Source organism: Brachybacterium halotolerans subsp. kimchii (genome assembly GCF_020792675.1).
Classification (GTDB): Bacteria; Actinomycetota; Actinomycetes; order Actinomycetales; family Dermabacteraceae; genus Brachybacterium; species Brachybacterium halotolerans.
Map to the genome: position 1 here is coordinate 3,986,323 of NZ_CP086254.1, position 22,600 is coordinate 4,008,922.

A 22,600-nucleotide genomic window follows, 5' to 3' on the forward strand; every position below is an offset into this window, starting at 1 on the left:
GTACTGTTTCGACTAGACAACACTCGGCATGGGGGAGAAGATGACGCACATGCTGTACGCCCTGACCTTTGAGGTTGCATCAGCCACCGATGACCAGCTTGATCAGCTCGATGCGCAGTTCGATGTGATCGCCGCCGAGGGGCACGGAGCCCCGACAATCACCGCCTTCGTCGAGGCGGACGGAGCCCAGGACGCCTTCCAAATCGCTCGCCGTGCGATGGGGCAGGCTGGCATCCGAGTCCGTCGCTACGTCCCCGAGCTCGTGACCCGCAGCGAGATAGCGCGCCGAGCGAATCTGACAACGCAGGCCGTGGGCAACTACGTGCGCGGCGACCGGGGGGCCGAGTTCCCCTCGTCGTACTTCAACGCGCCCGACCCGATCTGGCTGTGGTCAGAGGTGCTCGAGTGGCTCCGTGCCCGCGGAACAGTCGTGGACGATGCCGCGTCGTATCCGTCGCGCATGGAGACGGAGTCCTTCATGCATCGCGTGTGGGACGAGATCAAGGTCGACGGTGGCTGGACCAAGACCCGCACACTGCACAAAGAGCCGGTTCGTCTGGCATCAGCGTCCATCCGTGGAGGATGGTCGGGCCCCACCTACGCTGAGAGCGCGTCCGGTGAGTCTGCGAAGGGTTGGGCTGTCGCGTGAGCGACGATCTGAACCTGCCCGACGGCGACGTGGTCGCCGACATCCACGCTCTCGTTGCTGCCGCGGACGGCATGACGCCGTACTTCTACGCCATCGCGGGGGTTCCGTGGGACGGCGAGGGGCTGCCGCCGATACGAGTCACCGACACGGTCACCGACACGGACAGCTTGGATCTGTCGGTCAACTTCCGCGCGAGCCGAGGGCAGTTCGAGCATCGGTTCGTAGCATCTGTCGCATACGAGGGGTACCAACTCATCGTCGACGTCGTCGTCAAGGTCGAGATTCCGACGAATCTCAGGCCGACCAAGGCTGCGGTGGACGAGTACGGCGCGCGCGTCTCGATGTTCGCCGCGTACCCCTACATCCGCGAGGGCTTCTCGTCTCTCGCCTCGAGGTTCGAGCTGGACAGCTTCACGCTCCCCATCCTGCGGCAGTCCGATGGCTTGCGCTTCGACTCCGCGGATTCCGATGAACTCGTTGAGTTCGAGGACGCTGACGCCGAGGCCTGAGATGTCGCCATGGCCGGTTACCTTCCGGTCATGCTTGAACCTCGGATCCTCGATGCACCGCTGCCCGAGGGCCTGCTCGGCTTCACCGACGGCACCTCCACGATCTGGCTCGACGAGCGCCTGACCGCTGTCGACCGCCGCGTCGTTCTCGAGCACGAGCTCACCCACTACGCCCGCGGCCACACCGGCCACTGTCTCGCCGTGATCGAGCACGGCATCGACCGCGAGGTCGCGTGCGGGCTCATCCGCGTCGACGAGCTCGGCGAGGCTGCGGCGTGGTCGCCGCACCCGATCGTGATCGCCGAGGAGCTCGACGTGATGCCGGAGACCGTCGTCGACCGCCTCCACGCCCTCACTGACGGTGAGCGTGCCGCCCTCACCGAGCGGCTCCGCGACGCCTACTGGGCGCAGTAGGGCACGTCACGGTCTCATCACAACGCGTCCGAGATGTCCGGGCACGTGCCTACGCTCAGCTCATCCCGCCCCCGAAGGAGTCCTCCATGCGACGCATGCCCGCACTCGCCGCCGCCACGGCGATCATGACCATCCTCGTCGCGTCCTGCGGCGTCGCCGAGAAGGCAGAGTCCGCCCCGACGTCCACGGCACCGCCAACGCCGCCTCTCCAGGCCGCCGCGCAGACGTGCAATCTCCCGGACGCGGCCGTCGGCGACGGCGGGAAGACGCTCATCCTCGACGGCGCCGGGAAGGACGACAAGAACTACGTCGACGGCGAGTGGACCACCACGGAGGGCACGCTGCCGATCGAGGACATCGGGTGCGCCCTGCGAACCGTGGGCGCCCCGGACTCCGTCGTCTCCATGATGGAGGGGACCCGCGCGATCGACGGCCGCCAGAGCCAGGACGCCGGCGACTACACCTACAGCTGGTCCTACCACCCCGATAGCGGGCTCGACATCATCATCACGGAGAACAGCTGACCCGTGGCCGCTCGTCGTGCCGTGGTCTACATGCGGCAGTCCACGTACCGGGAGGAGTCCATCAGCCTCGAGCTGCAGGAGTCCGCATGCCGGCAGTACGCCCACGCCCAGGGGTACGAGGTCGTCGCGGTCGAGGCTGACCCGGGGATCTCCGGGCGGACGTTCGACCGGCCCGCCGTCCGCCGCGTCATGACCATGGTCGAAGACCGGCAGGCCGACGTGATCATCCTCTGGAAGTGGTCCCGACTCTCCCGCTCACGGAAGGACTGGGCGGTCGCCGCCGACACCGTCGAGCAGGCCGGCGGCGCCATCGAATCCGCCACCGAAGCCATCGACACCTCGACATCCACCGGCCGCCTCGCCCGCGGCGTCATGGTCGAGTTCGCCGCCTTCGAATCCGAGCGCATCGGCGACGGCTGGCGCGAAGCCCACGCCCGCCGCCTCGCCGAAGGCAGGCCCGCGAACGGCAAGGCCCGCTTCGGCTACCGGTACGACCGCGACCAGAAGCTCCACATCCCGGATCCGATCACCGGGCCGGTCCTCGCCGACGCCTACCGTCGCTACCTCGCTGGCGAGTCGGTCTACTCGCTGACCCAGTGGATCCGGTCCACAGGGGTGGAGCCGGCCGCCGGGTACGGGTCGGTGACCTCGGCGCCCTGGCACTCGCGGACGCTGCGCCGTGTCCTCGACTCGGGGTTCGGGGCGGGGAAGCTCCTAGTGCGCGGCGAGTACCACGACGGGATCCATGAGCCGGTGATCACGCCGGGGGAGTGGGCCCGGTACCAGCGGCGCCGGGAGGAACGATCCGCGCGGCCACGTGGTGAGCGGTCGGAGTACCTGCTGTCGGGGCTGATCCGGTGCGGGGTGTGCGGTGGCCGCATGCAGTACTCGAAGCGGCCCGCACGGGAGTCCGGCCCGCAGATCCGATGCCGTGAGGGCGTCGAGGGTCGGGCGCATGGGCAGGGCATCACCCTGGCCGCGCACGCGGAGCGCGCTGTGGAGACGTGGGTGGGGGAGACCGCCGCCCAGCTCGAGGGGGCCGTGGACCTGGATGCGCCGGTGGCTGTCCAGGATCCGACAGGTGCGCTCGAGCGGGAGCTGGAGAAGACCTACGATGCGATGGGGCGGCTGGCGATGAGGCTCGCCGAGGAGAAGATCAGCGAGGAGGCTCATGCGCGCGCAGCAGCGACGTTCGAGTCCCGTCTGCGTCAGCTCCAGGGCGACCTCGAGGCGGCGCGGGAGCGGGCCGCTGCGCCGCCCCCGCTTGAGCGGGACGTCGTGCGTCTCGCGGAGGACTGGCTGCTGCTCGATGTTCCCGCGCGCCGCGAGGAGCTCACGCTGCTGCTCGAGGACGTCACGGTCACGGCGGGCGGCCGGTACGGGAAGGTCCACGTGGAGGTGCATCCGAGGGTGGGGGAGCCACGATCGTTCGAGTACGTGTCACGCTGATGACGGCGGCGATCGTCGTCGCCCTGTGGGCCGTGGCCTCCGATCAGATCGTGCAGATCTTCAACAACGCCATGGAGCCCTTCCTGAACCGGAAGCTCTGAGCACCCGCGCCGGTGCGCTGCGCCGCCGCCTGCGCGATGACGAAGGGTCCGCCGTCGTCGAGTTCCCGCTCGTCGCCGTGCTGATCATCGTGATCGCGCTGACGATCATCCAGTGCGCGCTGGTGGTGCACACCCGCAACACGCTGACCGATGCCGCCGTGCAGGCGGCGCACACGGCCTCGCTCGAGGGCAATTCGCCCGCGGACGGCGAGGTGCGCGGCGCGCAGCTCGTCCACGACCGCTTCGGCGAGGACTACGAGGTCGACGTCGAGGCCGATGAGGACGGCGACGGAGTGATCCGCGTCCGCGTCAGCGCCTCGTTCCCGCTCGTCGGGCTGCTCGGCCCCGCCGGCACGATGCACGTGGACGGCCATGCGATCGATGAGGACACCTGGTGAGCGGACGCGACAGGGATCACCGTGCCCGGTGCCGGGAGCGGTCGGATCTCCACGTGCCGCACGGAGTGCGAGCGCTGCGCTCACGACTCGCCCGCGAGGACGGCAACGCGCTCGTGGAGTTCGTCGCGCTCTCGGTGATCCTGCTGATCCCCTCCCTCTACCTCGTGCTCTCGCTCGGATCGGTGCAGGGCGCGGTGTTCGCCGCCGATGTGATCGCGCGCGACGCCGCCCGGATCCACGCCACCGAGCCGGACGCGTCCCGGGCCGAGGCCCGCACCGAGGCCATGGTGAGGTTGACCCTCGAGGACCATGGGCTGTCCTCGCAGGACGTCGTCACCATCCACTGCTCGAAGGACCCGTGCTCCGCGGCCGGCAGCGAGGTCACCGCGGAGGTGACGATCGGCGTGCCCATCCCCGGCCTCGGACCGATGCTCGGAGCGGACGGCCCCGTGCACGTCGGCGCCGAGCACGTCGTCGAGGCCGACCAGTTCCGGGCGCCGGGAGAACGCGCCGGGAAGGATGGAGAGGGCGATGTCCCTGCTGCCGACGACGCTCCGAAGTCCCCGCGACCCGGAGACCAGGAGCGAGGCGACGGCTCATGAGCGTGCGACGGAGACAGGTCGGCTCCTCGAGCACGGGACCCCTCGCGCGACTGCGCACCGCACTCGGCCGGGACACGGGCACGATGACCGTGCTGACCACCGGCGTGCTCGTCGTGATCCTGATGGTGATCGGCGTGGGCACCGCCATCACGGGCGTCCAGCTGGAGAGGAACCGCCTGCAGAACGCGGCCGACGGCGCGGCCCTCGCGGCCTCGCAGGCCTATGGCGAGGACTCCGTCTACGACGACGGTCCCACCTCCCTGCGGAGCACGGACGTGCGCCGCGAGGCCGAGGAGTACCTCGAGTCCTATCCGCCGGGATCGACCCGCACCCGCGACATCCACGTCGAGGACGCCCGGGTCCTCGAGGACGGCAGCGTCGAGGTGCGCCTCGGGGCCGTCACGGATCCTCCGCTGATCGGCTGGATCACCCGCACGGGGGTCATCAGCATCCCGCTGGACGTGAGCGGGAGCGCCCGGTCCGACTGAACGCACGAGCCCGCGGGAAGCACCCGAGCAGACACCACGGCGGATCCCGCGCCGCCGACCACAAGGAGCCAGATCGCATGCCGACCGTCCTCATCGCCCCCGACAAGTTCAAGGGCTCCCTGAGCGCCGCAGAGGTCGCGGCCGCCCTCTCCCGCGGCATCGCCGCGACCAGCCCCGATGCGCGCACCGATCTGCTCCCGATCGCCGACGGCGGCGACGGCACCGTGGAGGCCGCGCTCGTCGCCGGGTTCACCGCCCACGAGGCCCGGATCGCCGGGCCGACGGGAGAGCCGATCACCGCGCGCTGGGCCCAGAGCGGCACCGAGGCGGTCCTCGAGCTCGCCGAGACCTCCGGCCTGCGCCGTCTGCCCGGCGACGCCGCCGGCCGCACGCTCCTCGACCATGCCCGTGCGAGCACCCGCGGACTGGGCGAGCTGATCCTCGCCGCCCGCGACGCGGGTGCCGCGCACCTGGTCATCGGACTCGGCGGCAGTGCGAGCACCGATGGCGGCGCAGGTCTGCTCGCAGCCCTCGGAGCCCGGCTCCTCGACGGCGACGGCACTCCGATCCCCGACGGCCATGACGGCCTCGCGGGCGTCGCGAGCGCGGATCTCGGCCCGGCCCTCGCAGCCCTCGAGGGCGTGCACCTCGAGGCGGCGTGCGACGTCACCAACCCCCTGCTCGGGCCCGACGGCGCCGCCGCGGTCTTCGGCCCGCAGAAGGGACTCGCCGACGCCGACATCCGGACGGCCGACGAGATCCTCGGCCGCTGGGCCGACGCCGTCGAGCAGGCGAGCACGGGCCCGTCGGCCCCGACGCCCCTGCGCGAGCGCCCCGGCGCCGGTGCCGCTGGCGGCACCGGGTTCGCGCTCTACGCGCTCGGCGCGGACTTCGTCTCCGGGGCCGACGCGGTCCTCGACCTGCTCGGCTTCGACGCCGCCCTCGCGCGCGCCGACGTCGTCATCACGGGGGAGGGGCGGCTCGACCGCCAGACCCTCTCGGGCAAGGGGCCCGCCGAGGTCGCGCGCCGCGCGGCGGACGCGGGTGCCCGGGTGATCGCCGTCGCGGGCTCCCTCGACCTCGCGCCGGACGAGCTCGAGGGAGCCGGCATCGACCTCGCCCTGGACCTCCTCTCCCGCGCTCGCGACGTCGAGGACGCGATGGATCGCACCGCGCAGCTGCTGGAGGACGTCGGCAGGGAGATCGGCGAGGACGTGGGCGGGGAGGGTTGACGGCCGAGCGCGCGGTGACGCATCCGATCCCACGCCCCGCCCGGCGTGCAGGCGCTCTCCCGTAGACTCGCCTCTCGTGGCGACCATCGACTTCACCGAAGAGATCCAGCACCTGCGCACGACCCTGGGGTCGATCGAGAAGGTGACGGACCTCGACGCCCTCAAGGCGAAGATCGCCGATCTCGAGCAGCAGGCCTCGGCTCCCGACCTCTGGGACGACGTCGAGAACGCGCAGAAGGTCTCCGCGGCCCTGTCGCACGCGCAGAGCGAGCTGCGCCGCATCGACGACCTCTCCTCCCGCATCGACGACCTCGAGGTCATGGTCGAGCTCGCCGCGGAGGAGGACGACGCCGAGACCGCCGACGAGGCGGAGAAGGAGCTGACCTCGATCCGCCGCACCCTCGACGAGCTCGAGGTGCGCACCCTGCTTTCCGGCGAGTACGACGAGCGCAACGCCGTGGTCACGATCCGCGCGGGGGCCGGCGGCGTCGACGCCGCGGACTTCGCCGAGATGCTCCTGCGCATGTACCTGCGCTGGGCCGAGCGCCACGGCTACCCGACCAAGGTCATGGACACCTCCTACGCCGAGGAGGCCGGGCTGAAGTCGGTGACCTTCGAGGTCTCCGCCCCCTACGCCTACGGCAACCTCTCGGTCGAGGGCGGCACCCACCGGCTCGTGCGCATCAGCCCCTTCGACAACCAGGGGCGGCGCCAGACCTCCTTCGCCGCGGTCGAGGTGATCCCGCTGATCGAGTCGACCGACTCCATCGAGATCCCCGACAACGACCTCAAGGTCGACGTGTTCCGCTCCTCGGGACCCGGCGGTCAGAGCGTGAACACGACCGACTCGGCCGTGCGCATGACCCACCTCCCCACGGGCACCGTGGTCTCGATGCAGGACGAGAAGTCGCAGATCCAGAACCGCGCGGCCGCCCTGCGCGTCATGCAGTCCCGCCTGCTGCTGCTGAAGAAGGCCGAGGAGGCCGCCGAGCGCAAGGAGCTCGCGGGCGACGTCAAGGCCAGCTGGGGCGACCAGATGCGCTCCTACGTGCTGAACCCGTACCAGATGGTCAAGGACCTGCGCACCGAGCACCAGGAGGGCAACCCCTCCGCCGTGTTCGACGGCGAGATCGACGAGCTCATCGAGGCCGGCATCCGCTGGCGCGTTGGCCAGCAGAAGGCGGAGGCGGCGGAGGGCTGAGAGGCCGCGTGCCTCCACGGCCCGACGCCTTGACCAAGGTTTGACCCGGCGCCTGCGCGCGCCCGCGCGGCGTCGGCGCTGATCGACCCTAGCCTGGTCGGGTACGCACCCCCGAAACCCCCAAGGCCGCCGTGATCCGCTTCGACGACGTCTCCAAGACGTACCTGCGAGGACAGTCGCCCGCGCTGCAGGACATCGACCTCGAGTTCGCGCGCGGGGAGTTCGCCTTCCTCGTCGGGGCCTCGGGCTCCGGCAAGTCCTCCCTCATGCGCCTCGTGCTCAAGGAGGCCACCCCCACGCGCGGCAGCGTGCACGTCGCGGGCAAGGACCTCTCCCGGATCCCCTCGTGGCGCGTCCCCGCGCTGCGCCGCGAGATCGGCATGGTCTTCCAGGACTTCCGGCTGCTGCCCTCCAAGAACGCCTACCAGAACATCGAGTTCGCGCTCGCGGTGATCGGCACGCCCCGCCGCGTGGTGCGCCGCCTGGTCCCCGAGATGCTGGAGATGGTGGGCCTCGAGGACAAGGGCCGGCGCATGCCCCACGAGCTCTCCGGCGGCGAGCAGCAGCGCGTGGCGATCGCCCGCGCCTACGTCAACCGCCCCTCGATCCTGCTGGCCGACGAGCCCACCGGCAACCTCGACCCGGCGACCGCCGAGGGCATCCTCGACTTGCTCGCGCAGATCAACGAGCGCGGGACCACCGTGCTCATGGCCACCCATGACCGCGCGGCCGTGGACCGCATGCGCCGCCGCGTCGTCGAGCTCGTCGACGGGCGCGTCGTCCGCGACGAGGCCGAGGGCACCTACGAGTCCCCGACCCCCGTGAGCGTCATCTCCGGGAACGTCGAGGACGGGGACGATGCGACCGAGGGCGACGCTGGGGGCGCGAAGCCGGCCGGCGAGGGCTCGGTCGCCGCGGGCTCCGCCGCCGCAGCGTCCGGTGCCGCAGCGACCGGCTCCGCAGGATCCGATGTCGTCGAGGAGGAGCTGGTGCCCGACGCCCGTCCCCGCGACCTGCTGGACGAGGCCGAGGAGGCCTTCTCCGAGGAGGCGCTGGCCGAGGACCTCCCGCACGCCTCCGACCGCGAGGAGGGCGCACGATGAGGGGCCGGTACATCGCCTCCGAGATCCTCAGCGGCCTGTGGCGGAACATCGCCATGGTGATCTCGGTCGTCATCGTCACCGCGGTCTCCCTGAGCTTCGTCGGCGCGGGTCTGCTCATGCAGAAGCAGATCTTCGACATGAAGGCGACGCTGGTGCAGGAGTCGCAGGTCACGATCTTCATGTGCTCGCCGCACTCCACAGCGTCCACGTGCGCCGGGGGAGCCGCGACCGACGCGCAGATCCAGTCGGTGCGCGAGGCGCTGGACGGGGACGTGCTGGCCCCGTACATCGACTCCTACTCCGAGCGCGACCAGGACGAGGCCCTGAAGATCTACCAGGAGCAGTTCTCCGGGCAGGGCTTCGCCTCCGACTTCACCGCGAAGGACATGCCCGTCTCCTTCCACATCACGCTCGACGACTCCTCGAAGTCCGATGCGGTGGTGGAGTTCTTCCAGGGTCGTGACGGCGTCGACGAGGTCTCCGACCTGCTCAGCGCCTACGCCCCCTTCATCGACGTGCTGAACCAGACCACGGTGTTCGCGGTCGGCCTCGCGGTGCTGATGCTGGTCGCCGCGGTGCTGCTGGTGGCCACCACGATCCGGATGTCCATCGCGAACCGTCGGCGCGAGATCGCGATCATGCGCCTGGTGGGCGCCTCGAACGTCTTCATCCGGACTCCCTTCATGCTCGAGGGGGCGGTCGCCGGCATCCTCGGCGCGCTCATCGCGGGAGGCCTGCTGTGGACCGGCACCCACTTCCTGGTCGAGGGCTGGCTCGCGCCGACGCTCGGATCGGAGCTGATCACCGTGGGCAGCGCCGACCTGCTGTGGATAGCGCCGATCCTCGTGCTGATCGGGGCGATACTGGCGATCGGCTCCTCGATCGTCTCGCTCAACCGCTACCTGAAGGTGTGACCATGACGTCCCGCGCTCGGAACCTGCGGATCCTCACCCTGCTGGTGCTGGCACTCGCGCTCGTCGCGACCCAGATGATGCTCTCCCCGCTGGCTCCCGCGCGCGCCGACGGGGACCGCAAGCAGAAGGAGCAGGAGAAGGCGAGCGTCGAGGACCAGCTCGACGATCTGCGCATCGAGCTCAGCGACGTGAACTCGGACCTGGCGGACACCTACCTCGCCCTCGCCAAGACCGAGCTGAAGATCCCCGACGCCCAGAAGGCCCTCGAGAAGGCGAAGTCGGAGCTGTCCGACGCCGAGGACGAGGACGAGGAGATCGGCGACCGCCTCGCTGACGCGAAGGCCGAGGAGGCCGACCTCAGCGGCCAGGTCGACAGCGGTAAGAAGGAGGTCGACGCCTCCGGGGAACAGCTCGACGAGGTCTCGCTGTCCGCCTACAAGGGCGGCGGACTGCCCGACCCCACCAGCGTCTACGTGGGCAACGCGAACCCGCAGGACGCCGTCGACCGCTCGATGAACTTCAAGCTCACCCTGGAGGCGCAGGGCACCCGCTTCGACGACCTCCGCACCGACCAGTCGGTCACCGAGAACGCCGCCGACCGCCTGGACGCCGTCCGCGCCGAGATCGACGACCTCAAGAAGGAGTCCGAGGCAGCGGTCGCGCGCAAGGAGAAGGCGAAGACGTCGGCGCAGGACGCCAAGGACACCCTCGACGACCTCTACGCGACGCAGAAGAAGCAGGCCGACGCGCTCGAGAAGAAGAAGGAGAAGTACAAGGACGACCAGTCCGACCTCGAGGACCGCAGCTCGGCGCTGGACTCCGAGATCTCCGACCTCATCAAGGAGGAGAAGGAGAAGGAGGCGGCCGCCCGGCGCGCCGCATCCGCGAAGAAGTCCTCGGGCTCCGGCGGGTCCTCGGGCGCCCTGTCCACCCCGGTCTCGAAATCCGGCTGGCTCGCCCCCTCGAACGCCCGGCGCTCCTCGCCCTTCGGATGGCGCGTGCACCCGATCTACCACACCCGCAAGCTGCACGCCGGCATGGACTTCGCCGCCGCCTGCGGATCGGCCGTGAAGGCCACCAAGGACGGCACCGTGCTCGCCACCACGTCGAACGCGAGCGCGGGCAACAAGCTCATCGTCGGCCACGGCACCTCCGGCGGGCACGTGATGACGAGCTCCTACCACCACCTGGAGCGCTTCGCCGTCTCCACCGGACAGCACGTGAAGCAGGGGCAGACGATCGCCTACGTCGGCACCACCGGCTCCTCGACGGGCTGCCACCTGCACTTCGAGATCCACGAGGACGGCACCGCCGTGAACCCCGTGAACTACATCGGCTGACCTGCTCCCTCCCTGCCCTCTCGCCGCGCCCCGGGTCTGCGCCCCGAGCGAAAACCCATGGCCCGCTCGCAGGCGGGGCCGATAGGCTGTCGTACCGCACAGGCGGGGCGCAGCCCCGGGAGCCGCGAGACGTGAGGAGGGGCGACATGGCCGCCACCAAGCCGGCGAAGAAGAAGCAGCAGCAGGCCGACGGACCCAAGAAGACCCTCATCGCGTCGAACAAGAAGGCCCGCCACGACTACCACATCGACGACACCCTCGAGGCGGGCATCGTGCTCACCGGCACCGAGGTGAAGTCACTGCGCGACCGCGGCGCCTCGCTCGTCGACGGCTTTTGCTTCATCGAGGGCGGGCAGATGTGGATGGAGGGCGTGCACATCGCCCCCTACGTCAAGGGCACCTGGACGAACCACGCCGCCCGTCGCAAGCGCAAGCTCCTGCTCCACCGCGCCGAGATCGACAAGCTCGCCGGCAAGACCCGCGAGAAGGGCTTCACGCTCGTGCCGCTCGAGATGTACTTCCTGGGTTCTCACGCCAAGGTCGTCATCGCCCTGGCGCGCGGCAAGAAGGACTGGGACAAGCGCCAGACCCTGCGCGAGAAGCAGGACCTGCGCGAGGCCCAGCGCGCCATGCGCCGCCGCGAACTGGTCTGAGCCGCCTGGTCTGAGCCGTCTGGTCTGAGCCGCGCGCCCGCTCAGCTCCCGCTCAGCCCGCGCCGTCGCGCTCCAAGCGCGCGACAGTCTCGCGGCTGCTGAGGACCTGGTCCTCGCTCGCGCGCAGACCCTCGCGGATCGCGAGCGCCCGTCGTGCGTCCTCCCGGGCGGCGTCCATGAGGCGCGCCGAGAGCCGCGGACGCTCCCCGGCCTCCGCGACCAGGGCGTGCTCGAAGCGGTTCTTCGCGCGGTGCTGGAGCACCGCGGCGAGCGCGAGGATCGAGCTCGGAGCCGTCGGATCGTCCGAGAGTCCCGTCTCCTCCGCGGCGCGCGAGAACTCCTCGTCGGCCGTCTCGAAGCGGCCCTGCCACTGCAGCACCTGGGCCAGCCGGGTGCGCAGGGCGGCACGGGCGACGGGATGCGCGGGGCTGTCGGCGAGCAGGACGCGACCCAGGGCCTCGGCCTCCTCGAGTCGGCCGAGGATCCGCAGGTGGCCGACGGCGCGGGGGTCCCGCGGGTTCCCCGCGCACCAGCGCGCGAGCGCTCCAGGGTCGTCCACGCTCTCGCGCAGCGTCATCGGGTCGATCGTGAAGGTCATGCCCTCGAACTCGAAGCTGCTCACCGCTTCACCGTACGGCCGGGAGAGGGCGCCGCGGCGTTCACCGTGGGCTGAGCGATAAGCGCTGGCCACCTCGCGGACACCTGGCTACACTGGAGGGACAGCGCGGCACGCCGCGCCTGTGGATTGATACGTGAACAGCGGCAAAGTGCTCGGCGACCGAGGTCGCCGTCTTCACGCGACCCACACTCGGGGACGATCGGTTTCGACGGTAGTTGTCCAGTGAGGGGAAGCGGGCCGAGGATCCCAGGTCATCTCGTCAACGCTCCTGGGAAACCAATAAGTGCCGAACCCAAGCGCACTGACTTCGCTCTCGCTGCCTGATCAGCGTTAGCAGTCTGGAACCCCGGGGGTGCTCCTGACCCGGATCGTTCCATCATCAAAGGAGCCACTGCTTCCGGCCTTCGTCATCGAGGTCGGGTGAACACCTCAGAGTGACTGAGTCCGTCGACGACGTGTCCGTGGGATCGTCGGGACTGAGAAAACGCCAACACGGACTGCGCCCGGAGAAGCCCTCGCTCAGCACTATCGGACGCGGGTTCGATTCCCGCCGTCTCCACCCTCAGAAGGCCCCCTCACCTGCATCGACGTGCAGGAGAGGGGGCCTTTTTTGCGTGCGCCGCGTGTCGTGGGGTGGGCCGTGTGTCGTGGGGTGCCGTCAGGGACGGGCCGATGGTGAGGAGCCGTGGCGATATCGCCACGGCTCCTCACCATCGGCCCGTCGACGACAGGACCCCCCGGAATGTCCGCGGCCAGGAGTGGACACGGATGCGGGGGCCGGCCCGGAAGCCGGTCCGGCAGGCATCCCGGAAGCCGGTCCGGCAGACATCCCGGCAGCAGGCCCGCACGGCATCCCGCAAGGACGCCCGGTCACCGACTGCGGCGCCCCGCCGATCAGGCGTACTCGAGGCCGAAGCCGCTCACCCAGCGCCCGCCCTCGGAGTCGACGTACACGTACGGGCGGCCGTCCATGTGCTGCTCCTTGGCGAAGCCGGGGACGTCGTTGGGGGAGGCGCAGATCCCGTTCTCGTCGACCGCGATCGCCTCGTCGGAGATCGGGAAGGTCAGCGGCAGGCGCCCGGTGGGGGAGAACTCGCCCAGGATCGCGTCGACGAGCGTCTCGGGCCGGGTGTCGAAGCCGCACACGAACGCGTCCGCGAGGGTCTCGAGGGTCCCGGGCAGCCAGGCCATCACCGCGTTCAGACCCACCACCAGGGTGCCCACGCTCCCGCGGATGTCCCGGATCTTCGCGAGGTCCACGCCGGAGTGCTCGTCGATCGCCAGGTCCAGCAGCCCGGTCGAGCGGAAGTAGTCCCCCGTGAACGGGCGGGCCAGCACGATCGCGACGTCCGCCTCATGGAAGTCGGTCGTGAAGGTGACCTCGGAGTGCTCGCGCGCGATGCATGCGCGCAGGGCGTCCAGGCGCTTCACGGTGATGCCGTCCTCGAACATCTCGACGTACACGCGCCGGCCGGTGAGCGCGTCGGGGCGCATCGGGAGGACGCGGCGCCCCTCCTCCGTGGCCGTCCCCGCCTCGCCGGGTCCCGGGGAGCGGTCGGCGGGGTTCTTCAGCAGCACCACCGAGCGGCGGTGCGCCTCGAGGGCCGCCTCCTGGGCCTGCGGGTTCGCGACGACCTCGTCGGCCCGCTCGGGGTCGACGTACGGGTTCTCGAACAGCCCCAGGGCGAACAGCTCCACGAGCAGCAGCCGGGCCGCCTCGTCGAGCCGCTCGGCCGGGAAGAGCCCCTTGACGAAGGCCTCCCGGATCGAGCGGACGTCGTTGGTGTCGGCGATCATGTCGGTGCCCGCCGAGATCGCGGCGCCCGCGCGCTCGGGGACGGACAGGTCCTGGACCCCCCAGGCCATCTTGTTCAGGATCCCCGAGTCGGAGTTGATGTAGCCCGAGTGGCCCATCGCGCGCAGCAGCGCGAGCACCTCGGTGTTGAAGGCGAATCCGACCTGCTCGAACTCCGTCAGCCGGCCCTGCGGGGTCGCGGACTTCTCCTTCGACGGGATCGCGTAGTACGGCATGACGCTCGAGGTGCCGGCGTCGATCGCCGCCTGGAAGGGCGGCAGGTGATAGACCTCGAGGGAGCCCGGGGTCGGGTACACGTTGAAGCGGCCCTCCGCGTAGTGCGGGTCGAAGCCGTTCTCGCGGGCGCCGCCGCCGGGGAAGTGCTTGGTGGTCAGGGCGACCCCGTCGGCGCCGAGGCCGTCCTCGCCCTGGAAGCCGCGCACCACCGCGTCGATCGCCGCGGCGTTGAACGCAGGGTCCTCGCCGAAGGTGCCGTAGGAGCGGAACCACCGGGGATCGGTGACGGTGTCGGCCATGTACATGTAGCCCTTGCGCAGACCGCTCGCGGCCCACTCCTGCCGCGAGAGCTCGGCGAAGCGCCGCACGAGCTCCGGGTCGCGGGTAGCGCCGAGGCCCAGCGTGCCGGGCCACTGGGTGAAGTCCTGGTCCTCGGGGGTGGCGCCCATCCGGAAGCCGCCGGCCTCGTTCTTCGAGTTCGCGGCGACGATCACGGGGATGCCGAAGCGGGTGGTCTCGGCGACCTCCTGCATGGCGTTGATCCAGGTCGCGATGCGCGATCCGGTGGGGGTCTCGCGCATGATGAAGTGGCGCATGTGCATCTGCGTGATCTGCTCGGTGGTGCCCTCGTAGGGGTCCCCGGCCGAGTTGTGCGGGTCCAGCTTGATCGGGTGGTACTGCTCGTCGAGTGCGCCGTCGTGGCTGGTCAGCTCCGGATCCTGCTGGGAGATGCCCATCGAGCGGGAGTTGATGACCATGAGGCCGATCTTCTCCTCGGGGCTCATGCGCGCCACCAGGTCGGCCGCGCGCTCGGCGGCGGGCAGGCGCCAGTCCTCGAAGGGCGAGAGCTCGCCGTCGCCGTCGAGATCGCGGAAGCGCAGAGAGTCGACCTCGATGATCTGCTTCACGCGAGAGCCCAGGGTGACCTGCTGCGGGGAGGGATCGGACACGTGCACTCCTTCGTGACGGGCGGCGCCGACGCGCCGCGGGGGCCATGCTCGCGACGCTACCTGTGCGGTGCGCGGTCCACGACGCCTTGCCGTGCGTTGCTGCTGGCGCCGCTGCGGGATACTTCTGCCCATGCCCTCGCCCCGGCCCTCGTCGGCCCCCTCCCACCGCGCCCCGACGGTGCTCGATGCCCTGCGCGATCCCCGTCTGCTGACCGTCGAGATCCTCGGCGGGCTGGTCACGGCCTTCGCCCTCATCCCCGAGTCCCTGAGCTTCGCGATCGTCGCGGGCCTCGACCCGCGCATGGGCCTCTACGCCGCATTCACGATGGCCTGCGTGACGGCGGTGCTCGGCGGCCGACCGGCCATGGTCTCCGGCGCGGCGGGCTCGATCGCCCTGGTCGTCTTCCCCGTCGCCCGCGACCACGGCGTCGACTTCCTGCTGGCCACCGTGATCCTCGGCGGCATGCTGCAGGTGCTGCTCGGCGCGCTCGGGGTCGCCCGGCTGATGCGGTTCATCCCGCGCTCGGTCATGGTCGGGTTCGTCGACGCGCTCGCGATCCTCATCTTCTCCGCGCAGCTGCCGCAGCTGATCGGGGTGCCCTGGCTCGTCTACCCGCTGGTCGCCGTGGGCGTCGGGATCGTGGTGCTCTTCCCACGCCTGACCCGTCGGATCCCCGCGCCGCTGGTGTCGATCCTGCTGATCACCCTCGCCGTCGTCAGCCTCGGGGTCGACGTGCCGACCGTCGGCGACGAGGGCGCGCTGCCCCACAGCCTGCCCGTGCCGGGGATCCCGCACGTGCCGCTCACGCTGCACACCCTGCAGGTCATCGCCCCGTATGCGATCGCCATGGCGCTCGTCGGCCTCATGGAATCCCTGCTCACGGCGAACCTCGTCGACGACATCACGCAGGTGCGCACCTCCCGCACCCGTGAGGCCCTCGGGCAGGGGGTCGCGAACGTGGTCACCGGCATCTTCGGCGGCATGGGCGGCTGCGCGATGATCGGCCAGACCATCGTCAACGTGAAGCAGGCCGGGGCGCGCACCCGCCTCTCGTCCTTCCTCGCCGGGGCCTTCCTCATCGTGCTGTCGGTCGCCCTCGGCGACACCGTCGGCCGCATCCCGATGGCGGCGCTGGTCGCCGTGATGCTCGTGGTCGCGGCCACCACCTTCGACTGGCACTCCCTGCGCACCCTCGCGATCATGCCGCGCAGCGAGACCCTCGTGCTGCTGGTCACCGTGCTGGGGACCGTCATCACCCGCAACCTCGCCGTCGGGGTGATCGCGGGCGTGGTCACCGCCGCGATCGCCTTCACCCGCCGCGTCGCCCACATGACCGAGGTGGCGCGCGACCTCGCGGACCCCGGGCTGTACCGGGTGCGCGGGCAGCTGTTCTTCGCCTCCAGCAACGACCTCGTCGAGCAGTTCGACTACGAGGAGGGGCCGGCCCACGTGGTCGTCGACCTCAGCGGCGCGACCGTCTGGGACGCCTCGAGCGTCGCCGCCCTCGACGGGGTCCGCGAGCAGTACCACCGGCGCCAGCGCACGGTCGAGTTCACGGGCCTCGACCGGGTCTCGGCGCACTTCGTCGAGCGGCTCACAGGGCGACTGGGCTGACCGTCGGGCCGGTGGGCTCGGGCCCCCGGGCCGACGGACAGGGCTCTCACCGGCAACTTCGTGCAACAGGTCACAGGGTCGGGCCGCGCCGGGAGACATTCTGGCCACGGCACGACGCGGAGCCCCCACCGGGGCGATCACGGCGCGGCCGGATCCCTCAGGACGGCGCCCTGCCGTCCGCACGACCGTGCCGCACCGCCGCGGCCCAGCCCTAGGAGACGTCGATGTCTCATCTCAACGACACCACCGAGCACGCGGGATACGCGTACTACGGGTCCGGACTGCCGAACCTCGCGCCGCCCAGCTCCGAGGCGCCGAAGCCGCCCAAGCGCGGACGCGCCGTCGCGGCGCTCGGCTTCTCGAGCGCCGTGGACAACTCCGAGTCCGGCCTGACCAAGACCTTCTTCCCGCTCATCGCCGCCGCCTTCGGCCTCGGCTACACCCAGCTGGGGATCCTCTCGGCGATCCCCATGTTCGCGCGCATGATCTTCGGCCCCGTGTGGGCCATCGCCGCGGACCGCTTCGGCCGCAAGCGCATCCTCGTCCTGGTCACGGGCGTCTGGGGCATCTGGACCGTGGCCTGCGGCTTCGCCCCGAACTTCAGCGCGCTCGTGGTGCTCTTCGCGATCGCCGCGATCGGCACCGTCGCCTCCGAGCCGGTGCTCAACGGCATGCTGCCCGACCTCTTCAAGCAGTCCGAGCGCGGCAAGGCCTACGGTCTCGTGCGCGGCATCGGCGGCGGCGTGGGCATCGTGATCGGCCCCGCCATCGGCCTGTTCGGCAACGACCCCGAGGGCTGGCGCTACGCCCTGTGGACCATGGGCGCGATCTCCATCCTCTCCGGCGTCATGATCATGATGTGGGTGCCCAAGCCCGCCGTGAAGTCCGTGAGCGTCACCGACGACCCCGAGTCCGGCACCTTCCGCTTCCGCGACATCGGCCAGCTGTTCCGCATCCCCACGATCTGGATGATCGTGATCATGCTGCCGTTCATCACCTCGCTCATCCTGCTGAGCTTCTACAGCCAGTTCCTCGTGGACGTGCGCGGCCTGGGTGTGCCCGAGGCGGCCCTGGTGATGGCCGTGTTCTCGCTCGGTTCGATGTTCTCCGCCTTCCTCGGCGGCATGCTCGGCGACCTGGCCACCAAGCGCTTCGGCTACAAGGGCCGCATCATCCTCATGCAGGCCTACCTGGTCTGCTTCGCCGGCACCATCTTCGTCGCCACCCAGATCGACACGAGCAGCCGCGCATTCATCTACGCCTCGACGTTCGTGATGGGCCTCGTGTTCTCGATCGGCTTCTCCGGCTGCGTGCTCCCGATCGTCTCCACGGTCGTGCCGAAGAAGCTCGGCGCCTCGGCCTTCGCCTTCCTGTTCTCCTTCGTGCAGGGCGGCATCACCGCAGTGCTCTCGATCAACATCGGCGTGATCGCCGACGCCTTCGGCGACCTCCAGGTCACCTTCCTGTGGTTCTGCGTCGTCCCCTACCTGATCAACGCCGTGATCTGGTGCGGCTTCTACCTCTGCTACCCGCGTGACGCGGCCCGCCAGGCCGAACGCGAGCGCCGCGAGGCCGAGGCGCTCGCCGCCCGGGCCGCAGGGGACGGGGAGAGCGAGCAGCCGGTCGGCGTCTGACGGCTGCGGCTTCGGGCCGACGGGCCGACGGGCCGGGCAGTGCGTTCGGCCTACCCTGGCCCGGTGGACCATCCCGACAGCGGGCCGACGACCCCCGCGCAGGTGAGCGCCCTCCTCGACCGGATCCGGTACGAGGAGGGCGTCTCCCGTGAGCAGATCACGCGCGCGCCGCGCCCGTCCCGGATCGGCCGCGGCTGGGACAACACCCAGTGGCACGTCGGCGCGCTCGAAGACGGCACACGCGTGGTGCTGCGGGTGCCCGAGCGGCAGCTCGCCCGCGAGATCCTCCCGCACGAGATCGCGCTGCTGGGCGACGGGGCGTCGCTGCCGCCGTCGCTGCCCTTCTCTCGTCCCCGCCTGCTCGGGCAGATCCCGACCGACGCGCCGGGCGGGCCCGCGGCCCTGCTCACCTGGATCGAGGGGCACGTGGTCGCAGAGCTCGTGCGGAGCACGCCGGGGGCCGCGCCCGACCTCGCCGAGCAGCTCGCGATCGCTCTCGCCGCGCTCCATCGCCCGGCACCGGACGGGCATCCCCGAGGGCGCGTGCGCGGCGTGCCCCTCGTCCGCCGCGGCGCGGCCGTCCTCGCGGAGCTGCCGCTCCTGGACCGGCCGACGGGGGAGAGGGTGCGCCGCGCGTGGGAGCAGGGACTGGGCGCGGACGTCTGGGACGGGCCCGACCTGCTGCTGCACGGCGACCCGCACCCGGGGAACCTGGTGGTGCCCGCGCCGGGATCCCCGCGCGAGGACACGACTCGTCTCGGTCTCATCGACTGGGGCGACACCTGTGCGGGCGACCCCGCGAGCGACCTCGGGGCCCTGTTCCACCTGGACCCGAGCGGCGGCGCGCTCGGGATCTATCTGAGCCGCGCCGACTGGGCGCGGGAGGCGGATGCACGCACCCGGGACGCGCTCGTGCTGCGCGCTCGGGCGTGGGCCGCGCGATATGCCGCAGCGATCCTCTCCCACCCGGCGCATGCCGAGGAGACGACGCACGCCGCCCTCGAGGCCAGCGCCCGTCGGATGATCGACGGGATGTCCGCGCATTCCCCGGCGCGCAGAAGCGGTCGATGAGCGTGCGCGGTGAGCCGGAGGTCAGCGGTCGCGGTCGACGTCGTCGGAGGGCGCGCTGAGCGCCCGCACCAATGCCTCGGGCTCAGGAGTCGAGAACGCGAGGCGGCGGCCGTCCTCCAGCAGGATCGTCACCATCGGACCGCCGGCCCGCAGGGCGATGTCCCTCGGTCCCTCATGCCGTCGACCCCAGCCGAAACCCATGCCCGCGAGGTGGTACCCGGAGCGGGCGGCGCGGATCGCGGAGCGGGGGATCCGTCGTGCGCGCCCGAAGAGGATCCCGCCCTGCAGGCGCAGACCGCCCTGGTCGACCGTCGCCCGGAGGCGGAGCCTCCAGAGCATGCCCGCCAGGAGGATCCCACCCAGGGCACACGCAGCGGCGACGAGGATGTCGGCCGTGGTCGCCGAGCGGACGGGCCACAGCACGAGCGCGGCGCAGCCCAGCATGATGACCAGCAGGACGACCCCGACCGCGCGAGGCCCGGCGTCACCGCGCGCGATCGTGGCGACGCTGACCGACGGCCGGTCCTCCCGTATCTCCACCGCGCTCAGCACACCTCGCTGGCGCCGCGCGCGGTGACGAAGGCCTGGACGCAGGTCTCGATGTCCTCGGGGGAGTGGGCGGCCGAGAGCTGCACGCGGATGCGCGCACGGTCCTTGGGCACCACGGGGTAGGAGAAGGCGGTCACGTAGACGCCCTGGGCGAGCATGGCGTCGGCGATCTTCGCCGCGCGGCGGGCATCGCCGAACATCACGGGGACGATCGCGTGCTCGCCGTCCAGCAGCTCGAAGCCCTCCTCGCTCATGCGCCGACGGAACAGGGACGCGTTCTCGAACAGCTTCTCGCGCAGGTCGGCGCTGCCCTCGACGAGGTCGAGGGCGGTGAGCGTCGCGGCCACGATCGAGGGGGCCAGGGAGTTGGAGAACAGGTAGGGCCGGGCCCGCTGGCGCAGCAGGTCCACGATCTCGGCGCGCCCGGAGACGTAGCCGCCGCTCGCGCCGCCGAGGGCCTTGCCGAAGGTGCCCGTATAGATGTCGACGCGGTCGCCGACCCCGAAGTGCTCGGGGGTGCCGGCGCCCGTGGCGCCCATGAAGCCGACCGCGTGGGAGTCGTCCACCAGCACGAGCGCCCCATACTCGTCGGCCAGATCGCAGATCCGATCGAGCGGCGCGAGGTAGCCGTCCATCGAGAACACGCCGTCGGTGACGATGATCGTGCGGCGGGCCGGGGCGCCGTCGTTCTGCGTCCGGGTCGCCTCGAGCTGGGCGCGCAGATCGTCCATGTCGGCGTTGCGGTAGCGGTAGCGGGAGGCCTTGGACAGGCGGATGCCGTCGATGAGCGAGGCGTGGTTGAGCTCGTCGGAGATGATCGCGTCGCCCCGACCCAGCAGCGACTCGAAGACGCCGCCGTTGGCGTCGAAGCACGAGGAGAACAGGATCGTCGCCTCGGTCCCCAGGAACTCGCTGACCTTGCGCTCGAGCTCGAGGTGCAGGTCGCCGGTGCCGCAGATGAAGCGCACCGAGGCCATGCCGAAGCCGCGCTCGTCCAGAGCCGTCTTCGCGGCCTCGATGAGGCGGGGGTCGTCCGCGAGGCCCAGGTAGTTGTTCGCGCAGAAGTTCAGGACCTCCGCGGGGGCGTCGCCGAAGGCCGCGGCCTCGATGTGCGCGGACTGCGGGGTCGAGATCGTGCGCTCGTTCTTGAAGGTGCCCGCCTCGCGGATCTCCTCGAGCTCGGCGGCGAGCTGGTCCTTCACGTCGGCATACATCAGGGGTGCCTCCTCAGGCGGGTGATGATCGGTGCGGTGGTGTCCCGCGGGTCGGGCGGTTCGGTCAGATTCTGTGCCAGGATCCCGCTGATCCGGCACGTCTCCTGGCCGATCATGGCTGTGGAGCGGGAGCGGGAGCGCGAGCGGGCGGCGGGGTCGGAACGGTCGCCACGACCGCGCCGCGGCGCGGGTCAGTCGAACACGGTCCAGTCCAGCACGACCTTGCCGCCGCTGCCCGAGCGAGCGATCTCGAAGGCGCGCTCCCATGCGGTCGCGGGCAGCACGTCGGTGACGGTCGCGCGGATCCGCTCGCGCAGCACGGGGCTCGTGGAGATCATCGCGCTCATCGCGTTCCAGGTCTCGAACATCTCGCGTCCGTAGATGCCCTGCAGGGTGAGCATGTGGGTGATCACCGTGGTCCAGTCCAGCTCGAAGTGCCGTGCGGGGAGGCCCAGCAGGGCGATCCTCCCGCCGTGGTTCATGTTGGTGATCATCTCCTGCAGGGCGCTGGGCTGCCCGGAGATCTCCAGACCCACGTCGAAGCCCTCCTTCATGCCGAGCTCGCGCTGCACGTCCGTGATCCTTCGCTCGCCGACGTTGACGGCGAGGTCGACCCCCGCGGCGCGGGCCATCTCCAGCCGGTGCTCGTGCACGTCCGTGATCGCGACGAAGCGGGCACCCGCGTGGCGGGCGACGGCGGCGGCCATCAGGCCGATGGGGCCGGCTCCGGTGATCAGCACGTCCTCGCCGACCAGCGGGAACTTCAACGCCGTGTGCACGGCGTTCCCGAAGGGATCGAACACGGCGCCGAGCTCGGGGCTGATCACGTCCTCGCGGCCCTCGTGCTCGTGCACCCAGACGTTCTGGTGGGGGATCACGACCTGCTCGGCGAAGGCGCCGTCGCGTTGCACGCCGACGCTGCGTGTGCGGATGCACATCTGGCGCCGGCCCGCGCGGCAGTTGCGGCAGACCCCGCACACCACGTGGCCCTCGCCGGAGACGCGGTCGCCCACGCGCACGTCGGGGACCTCGGAGCCGATCTCGACGACCTCCCCGTAGAACTCGTGCCCCGGGGTGAAGGGGACCGTGTCGCACATGGCCTCGGCGGAGGAGTCCCAGGCGAGAAGATGCAGGTCGGTGCCGCAGAGCCCTGCCCGCAGCACCCTGATGCGCACGTCCCAGGGGCCGATCGCGGGGACGGGCACCTCGGTGAGCTCGAGCCCCGGTCCCGGCGCCGTCTTGCGCAGGGCGCGCATCGTCTCTGTCATCCCCGTGTCTCCTCCTCGAGAGCCGTCGCCCGTCACCTTATCCGCCCCTGCGCAGGTGTGCGCGTTCAGCG

At 70.9% G+C, this 22,600-nt stretch carries 22 protein-coding genes and 1 other RNA gene; 18 read left to right on the forward strand and 5 right to left on the reverse strand.

Annotated features, from left to right (window positions below):
• Window positions 1-28: 28 nt before the first annotated feature.
• From Bra3105_RS17880 to smpB, 14 genes are all read left to right on the forward strand, one after another.
• Entirely contained in the window at window positions 29-649 is a 621-nt protein-coding gene (locus Bra3105_RS17880) for a hypothetical protein (protein WP_228358011.1), read from the forward strand.
• Entirely contained in the window at window positions 646-1,158 is a 513-nt protein-coding gene (locus tag Bra3105_RS17885) for a hypothetical protein (RefSeq protein WP_228358012.1), read from the forward strand. The genes Bra3105_RS17880 and Bra3105_RS17885 overlap by 4 nt, the downstream gene beginning before the upstream one ends.
• A gap of 30 nt (window positions 1,159-1,188) precedes the next feature.
• Window positions 1,189-1,572, forward strand: a complete 384-nt coding sequence (locus tag Bra3105_RS17890; RefSeq protein ID WP_228358013.1) for an ImmA/IrrE family metallo-endopeptidase — start codon at window positions 1,189-1,191, stop codon at window positions 1,570-1,572.
• 86 nt (window positions 1,573-1,658) lie between these two features.
• Window positions 1,659-2,096, forward strand: coding sequence for a hypothetical protein (locus tag Bra3105_RS17895; protein WP_228358014.1), 438 nt, complete (start codon window positions 1,659-1,661; stop codon window positions 2,094-2,096).
• Between the two features lie 3 nt (window positions 2,097-2,099).
• On the forward strand, window positions 2,100-3,545 hold the full coding sequence (locus Bra3105_RS17900) for a recombinase family protein (RefSeq protein ID WP_228358015.1): 1,446 nt from the start codon (window positions 2,100-2,102) through the stop codon (window positions 3,543-3,545).
• A gap of 130 nt (window positions 3,546-3,675) precedes the next feature.
• Window positions 3,676-4,044, forward strand: a complete 369-nt coding sequence (locus Bra3105_RS17905) for a TadE/TadG family type IV pilus assembly protein (protein WP_228359688.1) — start codon at window positions 3,676-3,678, stop codon at window positions 4,042-4,044.
• A gap of 53 nt (window positions 4,045-4,097) precedes the next feature.
• A complete protein-coding gene (locus Bra3105_RS17910) occupies window positions 4,098-4,646 on the forward strand; it encodes a TadE/TadG family type IV pilus assembly protein (protein ID WP_228358016.1) in 549 nt (182 codons plus the stop codon).
• Window positions 4,643-5,134: a pilus assembly protein TadG-related protein gene (locus Bra3105_RS17915; RefSeq protein WP_228358017.1), complete on the forward strand. Its 492-nt coding sequence runs from the start codon at window positions 4,643-4,645 to the stop codon at window positions 5,132-5,134. Before Bra3105_RS17910 ends, Bra3105_RS17915 begins: the two co-directional genes overlap by 4 nt.
• A gap of 77 nt (window positions 5,135-5,211) precedes the next feature.
• Complete coding sequence (locus tag Bra3105_RS17920; protein WP_228358018.1) at window positions 5,212-6,366, forward strand: glycerate kinase; 1,155 nt, start codon at window positions 5,212-5,214, stop codon at window positions 6,364-6,366.
• A gap of 76 nt (window positions 6,367-6,442) precedes the next feature.
• On the forward strand, window positions 6,443-7,567 hold the full coding sequence (gene prfB / locus Bra3105_RS17925; RefSeq protein ID WP_228358019.1) for a peptide chain release factor 2: 1,125 nt from the start codon (window positions 6,443-6,445) through the stop codon (window positions 7,565-7,567).
• Between the two features lie 131 nt (window positions 7,568-7,698).
• Window positions 7,699-8,670 (forward strand): cell division ATP-binding protein FtsE, encoded by a 972-nt coding sequence (gene ftsE / locus Bra3105_RS17930; protein ID WP_228358020.1) that lies wholly within the window; start codon window positions 7,699-7,701, stop codon window positions 8,668-8,670.
• Entirely contained in the window at window positions 8,667-9,584 is a 918-nt protein-coding gene (gene ftsX / locus Bra3105_RS17935; protein ID WP_200503116.1) for a permease-like cell division protein FtsX, read from the forward strand. Before ftsE ends, ftsX begins: the two co-directional genes overlap by 4 nt.
• Before the next feature lie 2 nt (window positions 9,585-9,586).
• Window positions 9,587-10,924, forward strand: a complete 1,338-nt coding sequence (locus Bra3105_RS17940) for a M23 family metallopeptidase (RefSeq protein ID WP_200503117.1) — start codon at window positions 9,587-9,589, stop codon at window positions 10,922-10,924.
• Window positions 10,925-11,070: 146 nt separating this feature from the next.
• On the forward strand, window positions 11,071-11,577 hold the full coding sequence (gene smpB, locus Bra3105_RS17945; RefSeq protein ID WP_228358021.1) for an SsrA-binding protein SmpB: 507 nt from the start codon (window positions 11,071-11,073) through the stop codon (window positions 11,575-11,577).
• A 52-nt stretch (window positions 11,578-11,629) separates the two neighbouring features.
• Here the strand turns inward: smpB and Bra3105_RS17950 are convergent, their stop codons facing one another.
• Window positions 11,630-12,199 (reverse strand): hypothetical protein, encoded by a 570-nt coding sequence (locus Bra3105_RS17950; RefSeq protein ID WP_228358022.1) that lies wholly within the window; start codon window positions 12,197-12,199, stop codon window positions 11,630-11,632.
• Window positions 12,200-12,387: 188 nt separating this feature from the next.
• Here Bra3105_RS17950 and ssrA point away from each other — a divergent pair.
• Window positions 12,388-12,758, forward strand: a transfer-messenger RNA (tmRNA) gene (gene ssrA, locus Bra3105_RS17955).
• Window positions 12,759-13,090: 332 nt separating this feature from the next.
• Here the strand turns inward: ssrA and Bra3105_RS17960 are convergent.
• On the reverse strand, window positions 13,091-15,178 hold the full coding sequence (locus Bra3105_RS17960; RefSeq protein WP_228358023.1) for a glycoside hydrolase family 3 protein: 2,088 nt from the start codon (window positions 15,176-15,178) through the stop codon (window positions 13,091-13,093).
• A 130-nt stretch (window positions 15,179-15,308) separates the two neighbouring features.
• Between Bra3105_RS17960 and Bra3105_RS17965 the strand changes: the two genes are divergently transcribed.
• The 3 genes from Bra3105_RS17965 (at window position 15,309) to Bra3105_RS17975 (ending at window position 19,498) form a co-directional block, all read left to right on the forward strand.
• Complete coding sequence (locus Bra3105_RS17965) at window positions 15,309-16,793, forward strand: SulP family inorganic anion transporter (protein WP_228358024.1); 1,485 nt, start codon at window positions 15,309-15,311, stop codon at window positions 16,791-16,793.
• A gap of 224 nt (window positions 16,794-17,017) precedes the next feature.
• Window positions 17,018-18,427 (forward strand): MFS transporter, encoded by a 1,410-nt coding sequence (locus Bra3105_RS17970; RefSeq protein ID WP_228358025.1) that lies wholly within the window; start codon window positions 17,018-17,020, stop codon window positions 18,425-18,427.
• Window positions 18,428-18,490: 63 nt separating this feature from the next.
• Window positions 18,491-19,498, forward strand: a complete 1,008-nt coding sequence (locus tag Bra3105_RS17975) for a phosphotransferase (RefSeq protein ID WP_228358026.1) — start codon at window positions 18,491-18,493, stop codon at window positions 19,496-19,498.
• A 21-nt stretch (window positions 19,499-19,519) separates the two neighbouring features.
• Here Bra3105_RS17975 and Bra3105_RS17980 read toward each other — a convergent pair whose 3' ends face one another.
• The 3 genes from Bra3105_RS17980 to tdh all read right to left on the reverse strand — a co-directional run bounded on the left by Bra3105_RS17980 (window position 19,520) and on the right by tdh (window position 22,517).
• Window positions 19,520-20,038: a hypothetical protein gene (locus Bra3105_RS17980; protein ID WP_228358027.1), complete on the reverse strand. Its 519-nt coding sequence runs from the start codon at window positions 20,036-20,038 to the stop codon at window positions 19,520-19,522.
• A gap of 5 nt (window positions 20,039-20,043) precedes the next feature.
• The gene (locus Bra3105_RS17985) at window positions 20,044-21,261 is read right to left on the reverse strand and encodes a glycine C-acetyltransferase (protein ID WP_228358028.1); all 1,218 of its coding nucleotides are present in this window, start codon (window positions 21,259-21,261) and stop codon (window positions 20,044-20,046) included.
• 191 nt (window positions 21,262-21,452) lie between these two features.
• Entirely contained in the window at window positions 21,453-22,517 is a 1,065-nt protein-coding gene (gene tdh, locus Bra3105_RS17990; RefSeq protein WP_228359689.1) for an L-threonine 3-dehydrogenase, read from the reverse strand.
• Window positions 22,518-22,600: the final 83 nt, after the last annotated feature.

What these genes read in the sequence shown, in the direction of transcription:
- Bra3105_RS17880 (WP_228358011.1), top strand. Translation starts at nt 29, where the DNA reads ATGGGGGAGAAGATGACGCACATGCTGTACGCCCTGACCTTTGAGGTT.
- Bra3105_RS17890 (WP_228358013.1), top strand. Translation starts at nt 1,189, where the DNA reads ATGCTTGAACCTCGGATCCTCGATGCACCGCTGCCCGAGGGCCTGCTC.
- Bra3105_RS17895 (WP_228358014.1), top strand. Translation starts at nt 1,659, where the DNA reads ATGCGACGCATGCCCGCACTCGCCGCCGCCACGGCGATCATGACCATC.
- Bra3105_RS17915 (WP_228358017.1), top strand. Translation starts at nt 4,643, where the DNA reads ATGAGCGTGCGACGGAGACAGGTCGGCTCCTCGAGCACGGGACCCCTC.
- Bra3105_RS17920 (WP_228358018.1), top strand. Translation starts at nt 5,212, where the DNA reads ATGCCGACCGTCCTCATCGCCCCCGACAAGTTCAAGGGCTCCCTGAGC.
- ftsX (WP_200503116.1), top strand. Translation starts at nt 8,667, where the DNA reads ATGAGGGGCCGGTACATCGCCTCCGAGATCCTCAGCGGCCTGTGGCGG.
- Bra3105_RS17940 (WP_200503117.1), top strand. Translation starts at nt 9,587, where the DNA reads ATGACGTCCCGCGCTCGGAACCTGCGGATCCTCACCCTGCTGGTGCTG.
- smpB (WP_228358021.1), top strand. Translation starts at nt 11,071, where the DNA reads ATGGCCGCCACCAAGCCGGCGAAGAAGAAGCAGCAGCAGGCCGACGGA.
- Bra3105_RS17965 (WP_228358024.1), top strand. Translation starts at nt 15,309, where the DNA reads ATGCCCTCGCCCCGGCCCTCGTCGGCCCCCTCCCACCGCGCCCCGACG.
- Bra3105_RS17970 (WP_228358025.1), top strand. Translation starts at nt 17,018, where the DNA reads ATGTCTCATCTCAACGACACCACCGAGCACGCGGGATACGCGTACTAC.
- Bra3105_RS17985 (WP_228358028.1), bottom strand. Translation starts at nt 21,261, where the DNA reads ATGTATGCCGACGTGAAGGACCAGCTCGCCGCCGAGCTCGAGGAGATC.
- tdh (WP_228359689.1), bottom strand. Translation starts at nt 22,517, where the DNA reads ATGCGCGCCCTGCGCAAGACGGCGCCGGGACCGGGGCTCGAGCTCACC.